Source organism: Cupriavidus sp. SK-4, assembly GCF_000611125.1.
Lineage (GTDB): Bacteria > Pseudomonadota > Gammaproteobacteria > Burkholderiales > Burkholderiaceae > Cupriavidus > Cupriavidus necator.
The window spans coordinates 1-16,757 of the sequence record NZ_JFJW01000081.1; the positions used below are offsets into that span (position 1 = coordinate 1).

General features: G+C 69.5%; 14 protein-coding genes. 5 read left to right on the top strand and 9 right to left on the bottom strand.

What is annotated here, in order from left to right; genetic code table 11:
• The 4 genes from CF68_RS17395 to CF68_RS17410 form a co-directional block, all read left to right on the top strand.
• Window positions 1-641: acetate--CoA ligase family protein (locus tag CF68_RS17395; protein ID WP_035821011.1), on the top strand; the 641-nt coding region annotated here is incomplete at its 5' end.
• An 8-nt stretch (window positions 642-649) separates the two neighbouring features.
• Complete coding sequence (locus CF68_RS17400; RefSeq protein ID WP_235205799.1) at window positions 650-1,651, top strand: tripartite tricarboxylate transporter substrate binding protein; 1,002 nt, start codon at window positions 650-652, stop codon at window positions 1,649-1,651.
• Between the two features lie 14 nt (window positions 1,652-1,665).
• Window positions 1,666-2,550 (top strand): SDR family oxidoreductase, encoded by an 885-nt coding sequence (locus tag CF68_RS17405; RefSeq protein ID WP_035821123.1) that lies wholly within the window; start codon window positions 1,666-1,668, stop codon window positions 2,548-2,550.
• 8 nt (window positions 2,551-2,558) lie between these two features.
• On the top strand, window positions 2,559-3,710 hold the full coding sequence (locus tag CF68_RS17410; RefSeq protein ID WP_035821014.1) for an acyl-CoA dehydrogenase family protein: 1,152 nt from the start codon (window positions 2,559-2,561) through the stop codon (window positions 3,708-3,710).
• 47 nt (window positions 3,711-3,757) lie between these two features.
• Here the strand turns inward: CF68_RS17410 and CF68_RS17415 are convergent, their stop codons facing one another.
• The 6 genes from CF68_RS17415 to CF68_RS17440 are packed head-to-tail and all read right to left on the bottom strand — an operon-like array spanning window position 3,758 to window position 12,382.
• Window positions 3,758-4,768, bottom strand: coding sequence for a tripartite tricarboxylate transporter substrate binding protein (locus tag CF68_RS17415; RefSeq protein WP_035821016.1), 1,011 nt, complete (start codon window positions 4,766-4,768; stop codon window positions 3,758-3,760).
• Between the two features lie 53 nt (window positions 4,769-4,821).
• Window positions 4,822-6,627: an acyclic terpene utilization AtuA family protein gene (locus tag CF68_RS17420; protein ID WP_051591568.1), complete on the bottom strand. Its 1,806-nt coding sequence runs from the start codon at window positions 6,625-6,627 to the stop codon at window positions 4,822-4,824.
• Window positions 6,624-8,627, bottom strand: coding sequence for an acetyl-CoA carboxylase biotin carboxylase subunit (locus CF68_RS17425; RefSeq protein ID WP_035821017.1), 2,004 nt, complete (start codon window positions 8,625-8,627; stop codon window positions 6,624-6,626). The genes CF68_RS17420 and CF68_RS17425 overlap by 4 nt, the downstream gene beginning before the upstream one ends.
• A gap of 41 nt (window positions 8,628-8,668) precedes the next feature.
• Window positions 8,669-9,514 carry an enoyl-CoA hydratase/isomerase family protein gene (locus CF68_RS17430; protein WP_035821019.1) on the bottom strand — a complete coding sequence of 282 codons (846 nt, stop codon included), beginning with the start codon at window positions 9,512-9,514 and terminating at the stop codon, window positions 8,669-8,671.
• A 34-nt stretch (window positions 9,515-9,548) separates the two neighbouring features.
• Window positions 9,549-10,709 (bottom strand): acyl-CoA dehydrogenase family protein, encoded by a 1,161-nt coding sequence (locus tag CF68_RS17435; protein ID WP_035821021.1) that lies wholly within the window; start codon window positions 10,707-10,709, stop codon window positions 9,549-9,551.
• A gap of 53 nt (window positions 10,710-10,762) precedes the next feature.
• Window positions 10,763-12,382: an acyl-CoA carboxylase subunit beta gene (locus CF68_RS17440; protein WP_035821023.1), complete on the bottom strand. Its 1,620-nt coding sequence runs from the start codon at window positions 12,380-12,382 to the stop codon at window positions 10,763-10,765.
• A gap of 159 nt (window positions 12,383-12,541) precedes the next feature.
• Here CF68_RS17440 and CF68_RS17445 point away from each other — a divergent pair, with 159 nt between their 5' ends.
• Window positions 12,542-13,288: an IclR family transcriptional regulator gene (locus CF68_RS17445; protein WP_035821025.1), complete on the top strand. Its 747-nt coding sequence runs from the start codon at window positions 12,542-12,544 to the stop codon at window positions 13,286-13,288.
• A gap of 35 nt (window positions 13,289-13,323) precedes the next feature.
• Here CF68_RS17445 and msrA read toward each other — a convergent pair whose 3' ends face one another.
• The 3 genes from msrA to CF68_RS17460 form a co-directional block, all read right to left on the bottom strand.
• On the bottom strand, window positions 13,324-13,866 hold the full coding sequence (msrA, locus tag CF68_RS17450; protein ID WP_035821027.1) for a peptide-methionine (S)-S-oxide reductase MsrA: 543 nt from the start codon (window positions 13,864-13,866) through the stop codon (window positions 13,324-13,326).
• A 78-nt stretch (window positions 13,867-13,944) separates the two neighbouring features.
• Window positions 13,945-15,480 carry a class I adenylate-forming enzyme family protein gene (locus tag CF68_RS17455; protein ID WP_051591569.1) on the bottom strand — a complete coding sequence of 512 codons (1,536 nt, stop codon included), beginning with the start codon at window positions 15,478-15,480 and terminating at the stop codon, window positions 13,945-13,947.
• Complete coding sequence (locus CF68_RS17460; protein ID WP_035821028.1) at window positions 15,477-16,730, bottom strand: acyl-CoA dehydrogenase family protein; 1,254 nt, start codon at window positions 16,728-16,730, stop codon at window positions 15,477-15,479. The genes CF68_RS17455 and CF68_RS17460 overlap by 4 nt, the downstream gene beginning before the upstream one ends.
• Between the last annotated feature and the right edge of the window lie 27 nt (window positions 16,731-16,757).

A 16,757-nucleotide genomic window follows, 5' to 3' on the forward strand; every position in this document is an offset into this window, starting at 1 on the left:
TCGGCGTGCCGGTCGGCGCGGAGGCGGCCGCGGCCACACCCGAGGACGCCGCGCGCGCCGCCGCAGCCATCGGCTTCCCGGTCGCAGTGAAAGTGCTGAGCCCGGACATCGTGCACAAGACCGAGGTCGGCGGCGTCCGGCTGGGACTGGCCAACGCGCAGCAGGTGCGCGAGGCGGCGGCCGATGTGGCTGCCGCCGCCTCGCAAGCCCTGCCGCAGGCACGACAGCGCGGCGTGCTGGTGCAGCAGATGGCGAGCGGCGTGTGCGAGCTGATCGTCGGCGTGACGCGCGATCCGGTCTTCGGCCTGGCCATGACGGTAGGCATGGGCGGGATCTTCACCGAGATCTTCCACGACGTCGCGCACCGGCTGCTGCCGGTGGACCGCGCCATGGCGCGCGACATGCTGGCCAGCCTGCGCGGCTACCGGCTGATGACCGGCTTCCGCGGCAAGCCCACGGCCGACATCGACGCGGCGGCCGACACGATTGCCGCGCTCTCCGACGCCGCCATGTCGCTGGGCGACAGCCTCGCCGAAATGGAAGTGAATCCCCTGCTGGTGCGCGCTGCCGGGCGCGGTGCCGTCGCCCTCGATGCGCTGGTCCTGATGCAGCCTCCGAATCCCGAGGGAGGTGCGCAATGACGCGGGATATGACCAACCCCGGGATCGTGGACGGCCGGCGCCGCGACACGCTCACGCTGCTGGCAATCGGCGCCCTGGCCCCGCTGGGTTCCCTGGCATCGCGCAAGGCACTGGCGGACAGCTTCCCCACCCAGCCGGTCACGCTGATCGTCCCCTTCGCGGCGGGCGGCGCCACCGATACGCTGGTGCGCACGCTGGCCGATGGCGCGGCCAGGACGCTGGGCCAGCCTGTCGTCGTGGAAAACCGCCCGGGCGCGGCGGGCGTGCTGGGCGCCAATGCCGTGGCGCGGGCCAGGCCAGACGGCTACACCCTGACCGTGATCCCGGAACCGGTGTTCCGGCTGCCGCACCTGCAGAAGACGCAGTTCGACCCGCTGCGGGACTTCACCTATGTGATCCACCTGACCGGCTACACGCTGGGCGTGGCGGCGCGCGCCGACGCGCCATGGAAATCCTGGCAGGACATGGTCGAGGATGCCCGGCGCCGTCCCGGCAAGATCAGCTATGGCAGCACCGGCACCAACGGCACCATGCATGTGACGATGGAAGAGATCAGCAGGAAGCTCGGCATCGAACTCAACCATGTGCCCTACAAGGGCGAGTCCGAGATCATCACCGCAATGCTCGGCGGCCATATCGACCTGGCGGTCACCGCCGGCGGCATCGGTCCCTACGTCGACAGCAGCAAGGCACGCTGGCTGGTGCTGTGGACCGCCGAGCACTCGCGGCGCTGGGCCCGCGTGCCAACGCTGCGCGATGTCGGCATCGACTTGGTGTCGACCTCGCCGTTCGGCATCGCCGGGCCGCGCAACATGGAACCGCAGTCCGTGCAGGTGCTGCACGATGCGTTCCGCAAGGCCTTGAACGACCCCGCCATGCAGAAGGTGCTGGAGCGGTTCGACCAGGAAAGCGCCTACCTGAACAGCGCCGACTACGCCGCCTTCGCGCGCCAGCGCTACGAGAGCCAGGGCAAGCTGGTGAAGCGCCTCGGCCTGACGGCCAATCCATGACCGCGGAGACCATCATGTCCTATCGTTCCGTATTCCATCGCGGCCTGTTCGTCGGCCGCACGGTGCTGGTAACCGGCGCCGGCAGCGGCATCGGCCGTTGCACGGCACACGAACTGGCCAGTCTTGGCGCGCGCGTTGCGCTGGCCGGCCGCAAGCTGGAGAAGCTTGAACAGGTGAAGGCCGAGATCATCGCCGTCGAGCCCGAAGCCGCCAGCCGCATCACGCTGCACAGCTGCGACATCCGCGACGAAGCCCAGGTGCGTGAGACCGTAGCCGCCGTGCTGGCCGCGCACGGCGCCATCAACGGCCTCTTCAACAACGCCGGCGGGCAGTTTCCGTCGCCGCTGCGCGATATCAGCCTGAAGGGCTGGGAAGCCGTGGTGCGCAACAATCTTACCGGCGGCTTCCTGGTGGCACGCGAGTGCTTCACGCAATGGATGGAAGCCAACGGCGGCGCCATCGTCAACATCATTGCCGATATGTGGAATGGCATGCCGGGCATGGGCCATTCGGGCGCCGCACGCGCCGGCATGTTGTCTTTCACCGAGACCGCCGCCTGCGAATGGGCCGCCGCAGGCGTGCGCGTGAACGCGGTGGCGCCAGGCTGGATCGCTTCCAGCGGCTTTGACACCTACCCGCCGGAATTCCAGGCCAAGATCCGCCAGCTGGCGCGCAAGGTGCCGCTGCAGCGCCTCGGCACCGAAGCCGAAGTCTCCGCGGCGGTGGTGTTCCTGCTCTCGCCGGCGGCGGCCTTCATCACCGGCTCGACCATCCGTGTCGACGGCGGCGTGCCCAACGCCAAGCACACCTGGCCTCAGCCCGAGCACCAGCGCTCGGAGCCTTTCAACGGCTTCCCGCTCTACACGCTGCCGCAGTGCCTCACGCCAGCCACAGAATAAGCGACACCATGATCCTGCAACCGCCAAATCCGCGCTACTACAGCGCCGACCACGAAGCCTTCCGCGCCAGCGTGCGGCGCTTCTTCGATAAAGAGGTGGCACCCAACGCCGACGCCTGGGACGAAGCCGGCAGCTTCCCGCGCGAGCTGTACCGGAAGGCCGCCGCAGCCGGCCTGCTGCAGCCGGGCTTTCCTGAAGCATACGGTGGCGCCCCATGCGATGCCTTCTATCGCATGATCCTGTTCGAAGAGCGCGCCTGGGGCGGCTCGGGCGGAATCGCCTCGGGGCTGTTCTCGCACACCATCGGCGCGCCACCGATCGCCGCGGTGGGCAGCGAGGCGCTGAAGGCGCGCGTGCTGCCGCAGATCCTTGCCGGCGAGAAGATCTCCGCGCTCGCCATCACCGAGCCCGACGCCGGCTCCGATGTGGCGCAGCTGTCCACCAGCGCGCGGCGCGAGGGCGGCCACTACGTGGTCAACGGCACCAAGCTCTACATCACCTCAGGCATGCGCGCGGACTATTTCACGGTGGCCGTGCGCACCGGCGGCCCGGGTTCCGGCGGCGTGTCGCTGCTGCTGATCGAGGGCGATACGCCGGGCCTGACGCGCACGCCGCTGAAGAAGATGGGCTGGTGGGCGTCCGACACCGCGCAGCTGTTCTTTGACGGGTGCCGCGTGCCGGTGGAGAACCTGATCGGCGAGGAAGGCAAGGGCTTTGCCGCCATCACGAAGAATTTCAACCACGAGCGGCTGGCGCTGGCCGCGGCCGCCTGCGGCTATGCGCAGGTCTGCTTCCATGACGCGCTGGCGTGGGCGCGCGAACGGCGCACCTTCGGCAAGCGGCTGGCCGACCACCAGGTGGTACGCCACCAACTGGTGGACATGGCCACGCGCATCGAATCCACGCGCGCCCTGCTGGACGACCTGGCCGCGCGCCTGGACGACGGCGCCGCGCCGGTGGCGCAGATCGCGATGGCCAAGAACATGGCCACGCGCACCTTCCAGTTCTGCGCGGACCGCGCGGTGCAGTTGCTGGGCGGGATGGGCTATATGCGCGGCAGCCGGGTGGAGCGCCTGTATCGCGAGGTCAAGGTGATGATGATCGGCGGCGGCGCCGAGGAAATCATGAAGGACCTGGCAGCGAAGCAACTGAGCCTGTAGCAGGCCGCGGACGGTGTCGCCAGGTGCCGTCCGCAACCGCCTTCCTCTTACTCCAGGCGCAGTCCGCTCTTCTTCACCACTTCATCCCATCGCACCGCTTCGGCCTTGATGAACGCCTGGAACTGCTCCGGCTTGCCTCCGACCGGATCAATCCCATAGTCGATCAGCCTTGCCCGTACGTCGGGCTGCTGCAGGACCGCTTCCATTTCCCGGGCCAGCTTTGCCTGCACCGCCGGCGGCGTCATCGCCGGTGCGATCAGGCCGATCCAGCTGCCTGCCGTGACACCCGGATAACCGGCTTCTGCCATGGTCGGAACCTCCGGCGCGGCCGGCCAGCGCGTCGGGCTGGAAATCGCCAGCGCGCGCACCTTGCCCGCCTTCACCTGCGGCATCATGGTCTGCACCGAATCGAAGATGATGGCAACCTGCCCCGAGAACAAATCAGGCAGCGCCGGCGCAATGCCCTTGTAAGGCACGTGCGTCATCTTCATGCCGACCGACTGCGCGAACAGCTCGCCCGCCAGGTGCGCGCCGGAGCCGTTGCCGCTGGAGGCAAAGGTCATCTTCGCGGGATTGGCCTTGCCCCAGCCCACCAGCTCTTTCACCGTGGTCGGCGGCAGCTGCGCGCTGGAGACCAGCAGCAGCGGAATCCGCCCGATCATGCTGACGCCGGTGAGGTCCTTGAGCGGGTCATAGCTCATCTTCGGATACAGGCTGGGATTGATGGCGTGCCCGGCCACCACCACCAGCAGCGAATAGCCGTCCGGCGCGGACCTGGCGACGTTCTCCGAGCCGATCATGCCGTTGGCGCCGGGGCGGTTCTCCACCACCACCGTCTGGCCGATGCGTTCCGCCAGCTTCTGCATCACCAGCCGCGTCACGGCGTCCGACACACCGCCTGGCGTGTACGGCACGACCACGCGGATCGGGCGGTTGGGATAGGCGTCGCCCTGCGCCATGGCGGGCAAGGGGCCGGCGAGGCTGCCTGCGGCCAGTCCTGCGAACAGGCCCAGGCATAGCTGGCGCCGGATGCGCGTGTCGGGCTTGGGTCGGGTCATGTCTCCTCCTGGTTGCGCGCGCCAGTGCCGGCGCGCAAGGTCTCTGGCCGGGTCTATGCCCAGCTGCGGGGTACGGAAAGCGGAAAGTCCAGCAGCATCTGCGCGTAGCTCTTGCCCAGCGGGTCCGAGCGCAGGCTCGCCACGCCGCCACCGCCCAACGCGCCGTGCATCAGGAAGTTCAGCGCATGCAGGCCAGACACGTCGAAGCGCTCGACCTCGCCCTGCACCAGGTGGGCAAAGTACGCGCCCACAGCTTGCGGGGTGAGCTGCTCGCGTAGCAGTGCCAGGTACTCTGGCTTGCGGGCGATCACGCCGATATTCTCGTCATCGCCCTTGTCGCCGCTGCGCGCATAGGCGAGCGTGACCAGTGGCCGCTCGACGCGCGGCTCGCGGGGAAGCGCAGGCGATGCCGGCGCGTCGAGCGCGACCGGTGGCTCCTGCGCCGCGCTCACTGCGGCGTTGGGCAGCAGGATCTCGCCGGCCTCGAACTCCACGCGCATCGGCACGTCCGACTTGGGCACCAGGAAGGAGAACACCTTCACCACCGGCTGGATGTCGACCCGACCCGCGAAGGAAGAGCGCGTGCCCGCCGCCATGGACGTCCCCGCAGAAGAGCATTCGCGCTGCAGGAAGCTCAGCCCCCTGGCGAGCGGATGGCGCGCGCCGATGCGCAGCACCACCTCCCGCGTCGGCAACGCACGCGCATGCGGGCCATACTGCGATTCGCAGCCGAGCAGCTCGACCACGGTCTCGGTGTAGTCCGGCATCTGTCGTTCGGCCAGCATGGCACGGGTGCGCGCCAGAAGCGCCTCCGCGGTGCGGCGCGCCTTGGCGGGGGCATCGATGCCGCGGATCGCCATCATCAGGCTGATCTGGTAGCCGTCCTGCCAGGTGGCATTGCCCTTGTAGTGCGTGCCGGGTGCCCGGCCACGCGCGCCATGCACGCGTACGCGCCCGGGCTCGACCAGTTCGGTGCGCACCATGCGGAAGTCGCAGGTCACGTCCGGCATCAGGTAGTTGGCGGGATCACCGACCTCGTACAGCACCTGTTCCGCGACCGCGGCCGGGTCGATCAGTCCCCCAGTGCCCTCTGGCTTGCTCAGCACGAAGCTGCCGTCGTGCGCGCAGTCGATCACGGGATAGCCCATGCGCTCCCACCCAGGCACGCGCTGCCAGTCGGTAAACAGCCCGCCCGTGGCCTGGGCGCCGCACTCGATCACGTGGCCCGCCAGCGTGCCGGCGGCCAGGCGGTCCCAGTCGGTCCAGTTCCAGCCGAACTCGTGGGCCAGCGCGCCCACCACGACGGCGCTGTCGACGCAGCGCCCGGCGATGACGATATCCGCGCCCAGCGCCAGCGCGCGGGCAATGCCTTGCGCGCCGGTGTAGGCGTTGGCCGACCAGGGCTCGGTGGTTGGCACCGGATTGCCGGCAAGGTCAGTCAGCCCCTCGGCGCACCACTGCGCGAAGCGCGGCTGCACGTCGTCGCCGCTGACCACCGCGATGCGCGGCGACAGCCCCTGCTGCTGCGCCACCTTCAGCAGCGCGTCGCGGCAGCCGTGCGGATTGAGGCCGCCGGCATTGGCAATGACACGGATGCCCCGCCGCAGGATTTCACCAAGGTTCGGTCCCATCGCCGCGTGCACGAAGTCGGTGGCGTAGCCCTGCGCCGGATCCTTGGCGCGGGCGCGTGCCAGGATCGACATGGTGGTCTCGGCCAGGTAGTCATAGACCAGGTATTGCAGGCCGGGCACTGCCAGCAGTTGCGGCGTGGCGATGGCGGAATCGCCCCAGAAGCCGGAAGCGCCGCCGATGCGCACAGTCTTGCCGGCGCGCGCTTCTTCTTGCACGGATCCGCTCATGCTTCTTCCTTTGCGGCCACATCGGCCTCCACCCGCGCCAGCAAGGAACCGGCACTGGCCTGCCCGCCGGCGCGCGCCGGCAGTTCCGCCACCACGCCGGCAAACGGCGCCACGATGGCGTGCTCCATCTTCATGGCCTCCAGCACCACCAGCACTTGGCCTGCTTGCACGTGGTCGCCCTCGGCCACATTGACCGCGACGATGCGGGCCGTCAGCGGCGCCTGCAGCACGCCGTCGGCGTCGCCGGCATCGCGGCGGCGGCGCGGATCGTGCAGCGGGAAGTGCCAGGCGCGGCCGGACTGGAACAGGTGCAGGGCGTGCTTTTCGGCGGCGAACACCAGCGGATAGGCCACCCCGTCGCATTCGACCAGGGCCGTGCCGTTGGCGGCATCGGCGCGCAGCACGCGCAGCCTGCATTCCACCGGCGGGTGGTCTTCACCGCGCTGACGCAGGCTGACGCGCCAGCCATCGGCGGACACGCGCAGGAACGCTTCCCAGGCCTTGCCGGCCGCATTCAGCACCACGCTGGAGGCCGCACGCGCAAGCGTGGCCGGCTTGCCGTTGCCGCCCAGCAGCCCCGACGCGGCCAGCGCGGCGCTTGCCGTCACATGCACCGGAGGTACCTGGGCCTGCAGCGCCGCCTGCATATGGGTGTCGACAAAGCCCGTATGCACGTCATTGCCAGCGAATGCCGGGTGCTCCAGGCACGCGGCCAGGAACCCCTGGTTGGTCGGCACGCCCAGCAGCGTGCAGTCCTGCACCGCGCGCAGCAGCTTGCGGCGCGCCTCTTCGCGGTCGGCGCCATGCGCGACCAGCTTGGCGACCATCGAGTCATAGTGGGTGGGGATGGCACCGCCCTCCTCCAGCGCATGGTCCACACGCACGTCGCGGCCGGCGGCAGGCGGGCGCCAGCGCAGCAGCGGCCCGCCCTGCGGCAGGAAACCCGCAGGCACGTCCTCGGCGGTGAGACGTACTTCGATGGCATGGCCGTTGAGCCGGACCTGGTCCTGCGTGACCGGCAGCGGCTCGCCTGCCGCCACGCGCAATTGCCATTCGACCAGGTCGAAGCCGGTGATGGCCTCGGTCACCGCGTGTTCGACCTGCAGCCGCGTGTTCATCTCCATGAAGTAGAAGCTGCCCTCGGCATCGAGCAGGAACTCCATGGTGCCGGCGCCGACGTAGCCGATGGCCTTGGCCGCGCGCACGGCGGCCTCGCCCATGCGCGCGCGCAGCACCGGGCCGACCGCGGGCGACGGCGCTTCCTCGATGACTTTCTGGTGGCGGCGCTGCACGGAGCAGTCGCGCTCGCCGAGATGGATGACATTGCCGTGGGTGTCGGCAAAGACCTGGATCTCGACGTGGCGCGGCGCGATCAAGGCGCGCTCGAGGATCAGCTCGTCGGAGCCGAAGGCAGCCGCCGCCTCGGAGCGTGCGCTCGACAGCGCCGCGGGCAGCGCCGCCGCGTCGCGCACCAGCCGCATGCCGCGCCCGCCGCCGCCCGCCGCGGCCTTGACCATCAGGGGGAAGCCGATGGACCCGGCCTCGGCCAGCAGCGTGGCGTCATCCTGCGCGGCCCCCTGGTAGCCGGGCACGCACGGCATGTCGGCAGCCAGCATCAGCCGCTTGGCTTCGGCCTTGTTGCCCATGGCGCGGATCGCCGCGGCGGGCGGGCCGACGAAGACCAGGCCGGCGGCGCTGACCGCCTCGGCAAAGGCGGCGTTCTCGGCCAGGAAGCCATAGCCGGGGTGCACCGCATCGGCACCGCTGGCGCGGGCCGCTTCGATGATGGCGGCAATATTCAGGTACGACTCGCGCGGCGCGGCGGCGCCGATGCACACGGCGCGGTCGGCGCAGGCAAGGTGCGGGCTATGGCGGTCCGCTTCGGAATACACGGCCACGGTGGCCAGCCCGAGGCGGCGGGCGGTGCGCATGATGCGCACCGCGATCTCGCCGCGATTGGCGACGAGCAGCGTATGGAAGGATCGGCGGGTAGCAGACATGGGAAATCCTGTGAATCTCTTGGAAGATGCGGCCGGCGCGGTCAGCCGGTTGACTGCGCGGCGCGCACCGTGTCGGCATCGAAGCGAACGGTCCAGGCGGCATCGCGCTTGTCGCGGAATGCCGCCACGCCTTCGGCGCCCTCGCGCCGCATGCATTGCGCAAACTGGCGCGAGGCCTGATCCAGCAGCGGGCCCAGCGGCTCGTGGCCGCAGCGGCCGACCAGTGCCTTGAACACGCGGTTGGCGTTGGGGCCGCAACGGCCGATGCGCGTCAGCCACTCGGCTATCAGGGCGTCCAGCTCCGCGCTGTCGGCCGCGAGCTGGTCGACCAGGCCGATGTCTGCCGCTGCATCGCCGCTGACGCGCTCGCCGGTCAGGCCCAGGCGGCGCGTGGCGGCAGCGCCCAGCCTCTGCACCACAAAGGGGGCGATCTGCGCGGCGACAATGCCCAGCGTGGTCTCCGACAACGCAAAGCGCGCATCGCGCGTAGCCAGCACGATGTCGGCCGCGCAGGCCAGGCCCATGCCGCCGCCCATGGCCGCGCCCTCAACCGCGGCGATCACCGGTACCGGCAGCACGCTCAGGCGCTCCATGAAGTAGCCGAACTGGCGGTTGCGCGTGGCGACCGGGTCTTCCTGGCTGGCGTCGGCATCGAGCCGGGCCTGGAAGCTGCCCACGTTGCCGCCTGCGCTGAAGCTGCCGCCGGCACCGCGCAGCACCAGCGCGCGGACTTCCGGGTCAGCTTCTGCCTGCGCCACGGCGGCGGCCAGCGCGGCCACCACTTCGGGCGCCAATGCGTTGCGGGTGGCAGGAATGTTGAGGGTGGCGAACAGTACCCCGCCGGCGCGGCGCACGATCACGGCATCGTTGCAAGAGCTGTCGGGCATGGCGATCCTGGCTGGTGGTTGGTTCAGGATCGCGTCAGCCGCGCGACATCAGGCCCATCTGCTTGGCAATGACCTGGAGCATCACCTCGTCCGCCCCGCCGCCGATCGAGCCCAGCCGGAAATCCCGATAGGCGCGCGACGCGTGGTTGTCCCAGGTGTAGCCCATGCCGCCCTGGAACTGCATGCACCAGTCGGCCACCTCGCGCGACAGGCGCCCGGCCTTGAGCTTGGCCATCGAGGCCAGTTCAATGACATCGCCCCCATCGATATAGGTCTGCGTGGCCATGTAGACCAGCGCGCGCAGCGCCTCCATCTCGGTCTTGAGCTCGGCCAGCTTGAACTGGATGAACTGGTTGTCCAGCAGCGGCTTGCCGAAGGCGATGCGCTGGCGCAGATAGTCGGCGGTCTCCTCGATCAGCGCGTTGCAGGCCAGCCGGCGCGCCGCGCCGTTCAGCCGCTCTTCCTGGAACTGCTTCATCTGGTAGATGAAGCCCATGCCCTCGTCGCCGATGCGGTTGCGCACCGGCACGCGCACTTCGTCGAAGAAGATCTGCGCGGTGTCGGAGCACCACATGCCGAACTTCTTGATCTTCTGCACTTCCACGCCGCGCACGCGCTTGCCGTCTTCCCTGAGCGGCACCACGATCAGCGACTTGTTCTTGTGGACCGGACCGTCGGAGGTATTGCACAGCAGGCAGATCCAGTCGGCCTGGGTGCCGTTGGTGATCCACATCTTGGAGCCGGAGATGACATAGTCGTCGCCATCGCGCACCGCGCGGGTCTTGAGCGAGGCCACGTCGGAACCGGCGCCGGCTTCGGACACGCCGATGGAGCACACCATGTCGCCGGCGATGGCAGGGGCCAGGTAGTTGCGCTTGAGCTCGTCCGAGCCGAACGCGGTCAGCGCCGGCGTCGCCATGTCGGTCTGCACCCCCACGCCCATGCCCACGCCCTGTGCGCGGGCATAGCCCAGCGCCTCGGCAGCGGCAACGGCATAGGAGAAGTCGAGCCCCATGCCGCCGTATTCGACCGGCTTGGTGATGCCGAGGAAGCCGAGGTCGCCCATCTTCTTGAACAGTGCATGCGCCGGGAAAATCTCGGCCGCTTCCCACTCATCGACGAAGGGATCGATCTCCGCCGAGACGAAGCGGCGGATGCTGTCCATGATGTTGCGGTGGTCTTCCGTGTAAAGCATGGTGGTCTCCTGGTGTCTTGTTCGTTTGGGACGTGTCGGGACGGCGCCGGCGCTTAGAAGCGCCCGACGCCAAACTGGATCGCATGCGGCTTGCGCAGGCTGGCCTCGCGCGCGGTGGCCAGCACGAAGGCCAGCACGGCGCGCGTATCGCGCGGGTCGATCACGCCGTCGTCCAGCAGCAGCCCGCTGGTGACGAAGGCGCTGGCCTGGCGCTCGAAGTTGGCGACGATATCGGCGGTCTGGCTGGCAAGCTGCGCCTCATCGACCGGCACGCCCTTGCGCGCGGCCTGCTGGCGCGCCACGATCTCAAGCGTCATGGCGGCCTGCTCGCCGCCCATCACGGCGGTGCGCGCGTTCGGCCACGAGAAGCAGAAGCGCGGCCGGAAGCCCCGCCCGCACATGCCGAAGTTGCCCGCCCCGAACGAGGCCCCGCAGTACAGCGTGATCTGCGGCACCGTCGAGTTCGACAGCGCCTGGATCATCTTGGCGCCATGCTTGATCATGCCGGCCTCTTCCGAGGCACGGCCGACGATAAAGCCGGTGGTGTTCTGCAGGAACACGATCGGCGTGTCCGACTGGTTGCATAGCTGGATAAACTGCGCGGCCTTGGTGGCGCCGGCCGGGTCGATGGGACCGTTGTTGGTGATGAAGCCGACCGTATTGCCTTCGATGCGGGCGTGGCCGCACACCGTGCCGGGACCATAGTCGGGCTTGAACGGCAGCCAGGCGGAGTCGTCGACGATGCGCGCAATCACCTCGCGCATGTCCACCGGGCGCTTCATGTCGAGCGTCATCACGCCATCCAGCTCCGACGGGTCGAGCCGCGGCGGGCGCGCGGGCTGCGCGGGCCCTGCCGCGACGGTCGGCCAGTCCAGGCTGGCGACAATGTCGCGCGCGGTGGCAAGCGCGTGCTCGTCGTCCTCGGCCAGGTATTCGGCCAGGCCGCTGACCGTGGCATGCAGGTCGGCGCCGCCCAGTTCCTCATCCGTGGCGATCTCGCCGGTGGCGGCCTTCAGCAGCGGCGGGCCCGCCAGGAAGGCGCGCGCGCGATTGCGCACCATCACCACGTAGTCGGACAGCCCCGGCATGTAGGCGCCGCCCGCCGTGGACGAGCCATGCACGACCGTGATCACCGGCAGCCCGGCCGCGGACAGGCGAGCCAGGTTGTAGAACAGCGCGCCGCCGCGCACGAACTTGTCCACGCGGTACTTGCGCAGGTTGGCGCCGGCCGATTCCACGAGGTGGATGAATGGCAGCCGGTTTTCCAGCGCGATTTCCTGGCAGCGCATCAGCTTCATGTTGCCGGCCTCGGTCATGGCACCGGCGTCGATGCCGGAATCCGTGGCCAGCACCATGCAGCGCACGCCGCAGACGAAACCGATGCCGGCCACCAGCGAACCGCCGGGGATGGAGGTCTCGGGGTCGGGGTCGTCCATGCCGAAGCCGGCCAGCGTGGCAATCGGCAGGAACGGCGCGCCTGCGTCCAGCAGGCGGCCGATGCGCTCGCGCGGCAGCAGCGCCCCGCGTTTGGCAAAGGTGGGCCGGGCGCGCTCCGAGGCGGCCACGGCACGCTGTTCGAGGCCATGGAGGCGGTCGATCAGGGCCTGCATGCCGGCGCGCTGGCTGGCGAAAGCGTCGGAAGATGAGTCGATGCGTGAGTCGATGGGAATCATGGCGCTTGCGTGGGGTTCCGTGATGCATGGATTGCAAACCACCACGCCGCCCGGGACAACCGCAATCGCTCAGTCTGTGCATAATGTGCACAGACCAGAAACCCAGGACGCGGGACGCGGCATCCGCCACCCCCAAAGCGCCCCCCGACGCACCTTCCCATGCCAACCAAGACCCCCTCGCCCGGCGGCGTGCAGAGCCTGTCCCGTGCCTTCGCCCTGCTCCGGCTGCTCGCCGAGCATCACGAGGCGGGACTGACCCTGCCGGAACTCGCCGCGATAGCGGAGATCGACCGCACCACCGCGCACCGGATGGCGCGCTTCCTGGAATCCGTGGGGTATATCGAGCGCGAGTCGGGGGGCAAGCGTTATCACCTGGGCACTGCCGCCATGGCGCTGGGCCTGCGCGCGATGAACCGGCCGCCGCCCAGCAGCGCGCTGGTGAGCAAGATGAAGGCGCTGGCCCGGCTCACGGGCGACGCGGTGTTCCTGACCGTGCGCATCGGCGACCACGGGCACTGCCTGCATACCGAGGAAGGCAGCCACCGCATCAAGACCTTCCACTTGCTGACCGGCACCTCCCGCCTGCTGGGCCAGGGCACCGGCAGCATGGCGTTGCTGGCGACAATGGACAACGAGGCGGTGCGTGCGCATTACGAGCGGCACCGCGCCGAGTACGCAGCCGGCGGCCTGAGCCTGCTCAGGCTGTTGCGCGGCGTAGAGCGCGCCCGCAAGCTGGGCTATGCGCTTGCCGGCGCGGAGGGGGTGGCAGGCGTGGGCATTGCACTGCCCCTGGAAATGGGCGCCGAGGCGGCCATCAGCATCATGTCGACTGCGTCGCGGATGCCGGCGGCGCGGCGGCATGAGATGGGAGCGATTGTCGGCGCGATGTTTGCGCAGGGAAATTAGGGTCGGTTTCTGGCGCCGACCCAGGCGCCCAGCCCCTACTTCCTCAACTTCCCCCCAAACTGCTTTCGAAACTTGGCCAGTTTCGGCGAGATTACAAAGGCACAGTACCCCTGGCTCGGATGGTCCTGATAGTAGTTCTGGTGACTAGCCTCGGCGCGCCAGTACGGCTGCTCCGGCTCGACCTGCGTAACGATCGGCGCATCGAAGACCTTGGCGGCAGCCAGCTCCCGCATCACGTATTCCGCCGTGGCCCGCTGCGCCTCCGAATGCGTAAAGATCGCCGAGCGGTACTGCGGCCCCACATCGTTGCCCTGCCGGTCCGGCGTGGTCGGGTCGTGGATGGCGAAGAAGATCTCCAGGATCTGGCGAAAGTTGATCACCGACGGATCGAAGGTGACACGCACCACCTCGACGTGCCCGGTATCACCGTCGCAAACCTGCTGGTAAGTCGGGTGGTCCACATGCCCGCCGGTATAACCGGACTCCACCGCCACCACGCCATCGACCTGCTGGTAGACCGCCTCCAGGCACCAGAAGCACCCGCCGCCCAGCGTGGCCGTTTCAAGTCCATGTTCCATTTGCGCCGCTCCCTTGCGTTGTCGTCTGTGGTGTCACGGCCTCAAGCATAAGCGCAGATCGGCGCCCTTGCAGCGGATTCAGCCAGGCTGGCGCTGTGCCTCCAGCATCGCGCGCAGTTGCGGCTTGAGCACCTTGCCCAGCGCGCTGCGCGGCAGGTCGTCCAGCAGCACCACCTCGCGCGGAAGCTTGAAGCGGGCAATGCGCGTGGCCAGCAGTTCGCGCAGCGGCTCCGCCCCCAGCGCGTCGCGCGGCGCGCCCGGCGCGGGCACGACCACCGCCACCGGCACCTCGCCCCAGCGCGCATCGGCCACGCCGACGACCGCGCACTCCTGCACCCCGGGCAGGCCGACCAGCACGTTCTCGATCTCGGCGGGATAGATGTTCTCGCCACCCGAGATGATCATGTCCTTGCTGCGGCCGACGACTTCGATGCAGCCGCCGGCATCGCGGTGCGCGAGGTCGCCGGAATGGAACCAGCCGTCGGCCAGGCCGTTATCAGGCTGGTTCCAGTAGCCAGCCATCACGTTGGCGCCGCGCACCCACAGCTCACCGACTGCGCCCTGCGCCACCTCGGCACCGTCCGGGCCAGCCAGCCGGACTTGCGCCTCCGGCTGCGGCCAGCCGGCATAGCCAGGCCGGGCCACCGCATCCTGCAGCTTCAGCACCACCGACACCGGACCGGTCTCGGTCGCGCCATAGACCTGCCCCAGCGGCACGCCGCGCGCATGGAAGGCGTCGATATACGACAGCGGGATGGTCGACGAACCTGCCATCACGCCGCGCAGCGCCGACAGGTCGGCGCCGGGCCAGCCGGGATGCTCCAGCACCGCGCGCAACGTTGCCGGCACCATCAGCGACAGGCTCGGCCGCGCCTGCGCGACCGCGCCGAGCCAGGCATCCGGCGCAAAGCGGTCGTGCAGCGTGACCTGCGCTCCGGCCAGCAGCGCCGGCAGCGTCTGGATGCACAGCCCGCCGACATGGAACATCGGCAGCACCGACAGCACGTGGTCGTCCGTGGTCATGCCGTGCGCCCACCAGCTGGCGCGCGCATTGGCCAGCAGCCCGGCCTGCGTATGCACCGCGCCCTTGGGCTTGCCGGTGGTGCCGGAGGTGTAGGCCAGCAGCAGCGGCGCATCGTCCGGCACCGGCAGGTGGGCCACGCCGAACGGCGCGGGATGGTCGACCAACCGGTCGAGAGGCGCGGCCTGGCAGCCGCCGCCAGCCTCCTGCGCCAGCCCTGCATGGCGCTCGTCATGAAACAGCGCGGCCAGTTGCGCGTGGGCGGCGATGGTACGCAACTCCGCCGGCGCCAGCCGGTAGTTCAGCGGCACGAACATCGCCCCGACACGCGCGCAGGCGAACAGCAGCACCAGCTGCAGCTCGTGGTTCAGGCACAGCGTGCCGACGCGGTCGCCCGCGCGGATGCCCCACGTCGCTGCCAGGTGGGCGCTGGCACGCTCGACGCGCCGCCACAGCTTGCCGTAGGTGAAGGTGCGGCCCAGGTAGTGCAACGCCGGCCGCCCCGGCGCCGCGGCGGCATGGCCATGCAGCATGGCCGGCAGCGCGCCCAGCCCGGCGGCGCCCGCACGCATGGTGCGGCTGGCGGCGCTCATTCGTCGCGCTCGCCGGATTCGTACAGGGTCTCGCGCCCCATGCGGTCCAGGATCAGCTCGGCGGTCCAGGGCAGCATCAGCGCGCCGCAGCGCGAGTCGCGGTAGAGCCGCTCCAGCGGCAGGTCCTTGAGCATCGACTGGCCGCCGCAGGTGCGGATCGCCAGCCGGGCGATGTCGTTGGCGCCTTCCATCACGGTGTAGTGCGCGGCGTACAGGCGCAGGCGCTCGTCCTTGGTCGGATTGGGCTTCGCCTCATGGATCACGCGCCAGAAGAGCGATCGCATGGTTTCCAGCTGGATGCGCATCTGCGCCACCGCGATCTGCTTGGTCGGGTACATGCGGCGCTTGACCGGCGGCTGGCCCGGCACCTCGCCGCGCAGGTACTGCACGGTAAAGTCGTAGGCGGCCTGGGCCACCCCCAGGTAGGTCGGCGACAGCGTGAAGAACATCGCCGGCCAGGTCTGCGCCGCGCGGTAGTAGACGCCGCGCGGCATCAGCTGCTCGTGGTCGGGCACGAACACGTCCTTGAGCAGCAGCGTGCGCGACACCGTGCCGCGCATGCCCATCGGGTCCCACTCGCCGGTCACGGTCAGCCCTTCCGCCTTGCCGGGCACGGCAATGTAGAGCGTGTCGCGCATGTCGGGATGCTGGTCGCCGCGGTCCTCGGTGCACAGGATGCCGTAGTAGTCGGCCGCGCCCGACAGCGAGGCGAAGATCTTGCGCCCGTTCAGTACCCAGCCGCCATCGACCTTGCGCGCGGTGGTGCCGAACGGCGCCTTGCCCGCGGCGGCGGCGGAGCCTTCGGAGAACGGCTGCGCATAGACGGCGCCGTCGCGCACCACGCGTGCGAAATGCAGCTCGCGCCGCGCCTCGTGCTCGGCGCGCTGGTCAGGCGTCATGTCGATGCCGTCGGACAGCACGCCGGTCCACATGGTCGAGCAGATATGCATGTTGTACGTCAGCGCCGTGGCCCCGCAGAAGCGGCCGATCTCGGCGCCCACCATGCAGTAGGTGGCAAAGTCCGCGCCCTCGCCGCCGAACGCCCGCGGCACGCACAGGGCCAGCAGGCCGGCCTCGCGCAGGTCGGCATAGTTGGCGAAGGGGAAGCTGGCCTCGCGGTCCCAGGTGGCTGCGCGCGCGGCAAAGCGCTCGCGGCCGAGGCGGTTGGCCAGCGCCAGCAGGCGCGCTTGTTGCGGGGTGAAGTCCGCCGTGCCGATGGCGGGAACGAAGTCGAGCTGGTCAGAGGGCATGTCGCGGTCTCCTGTTTTCCTGCTCGC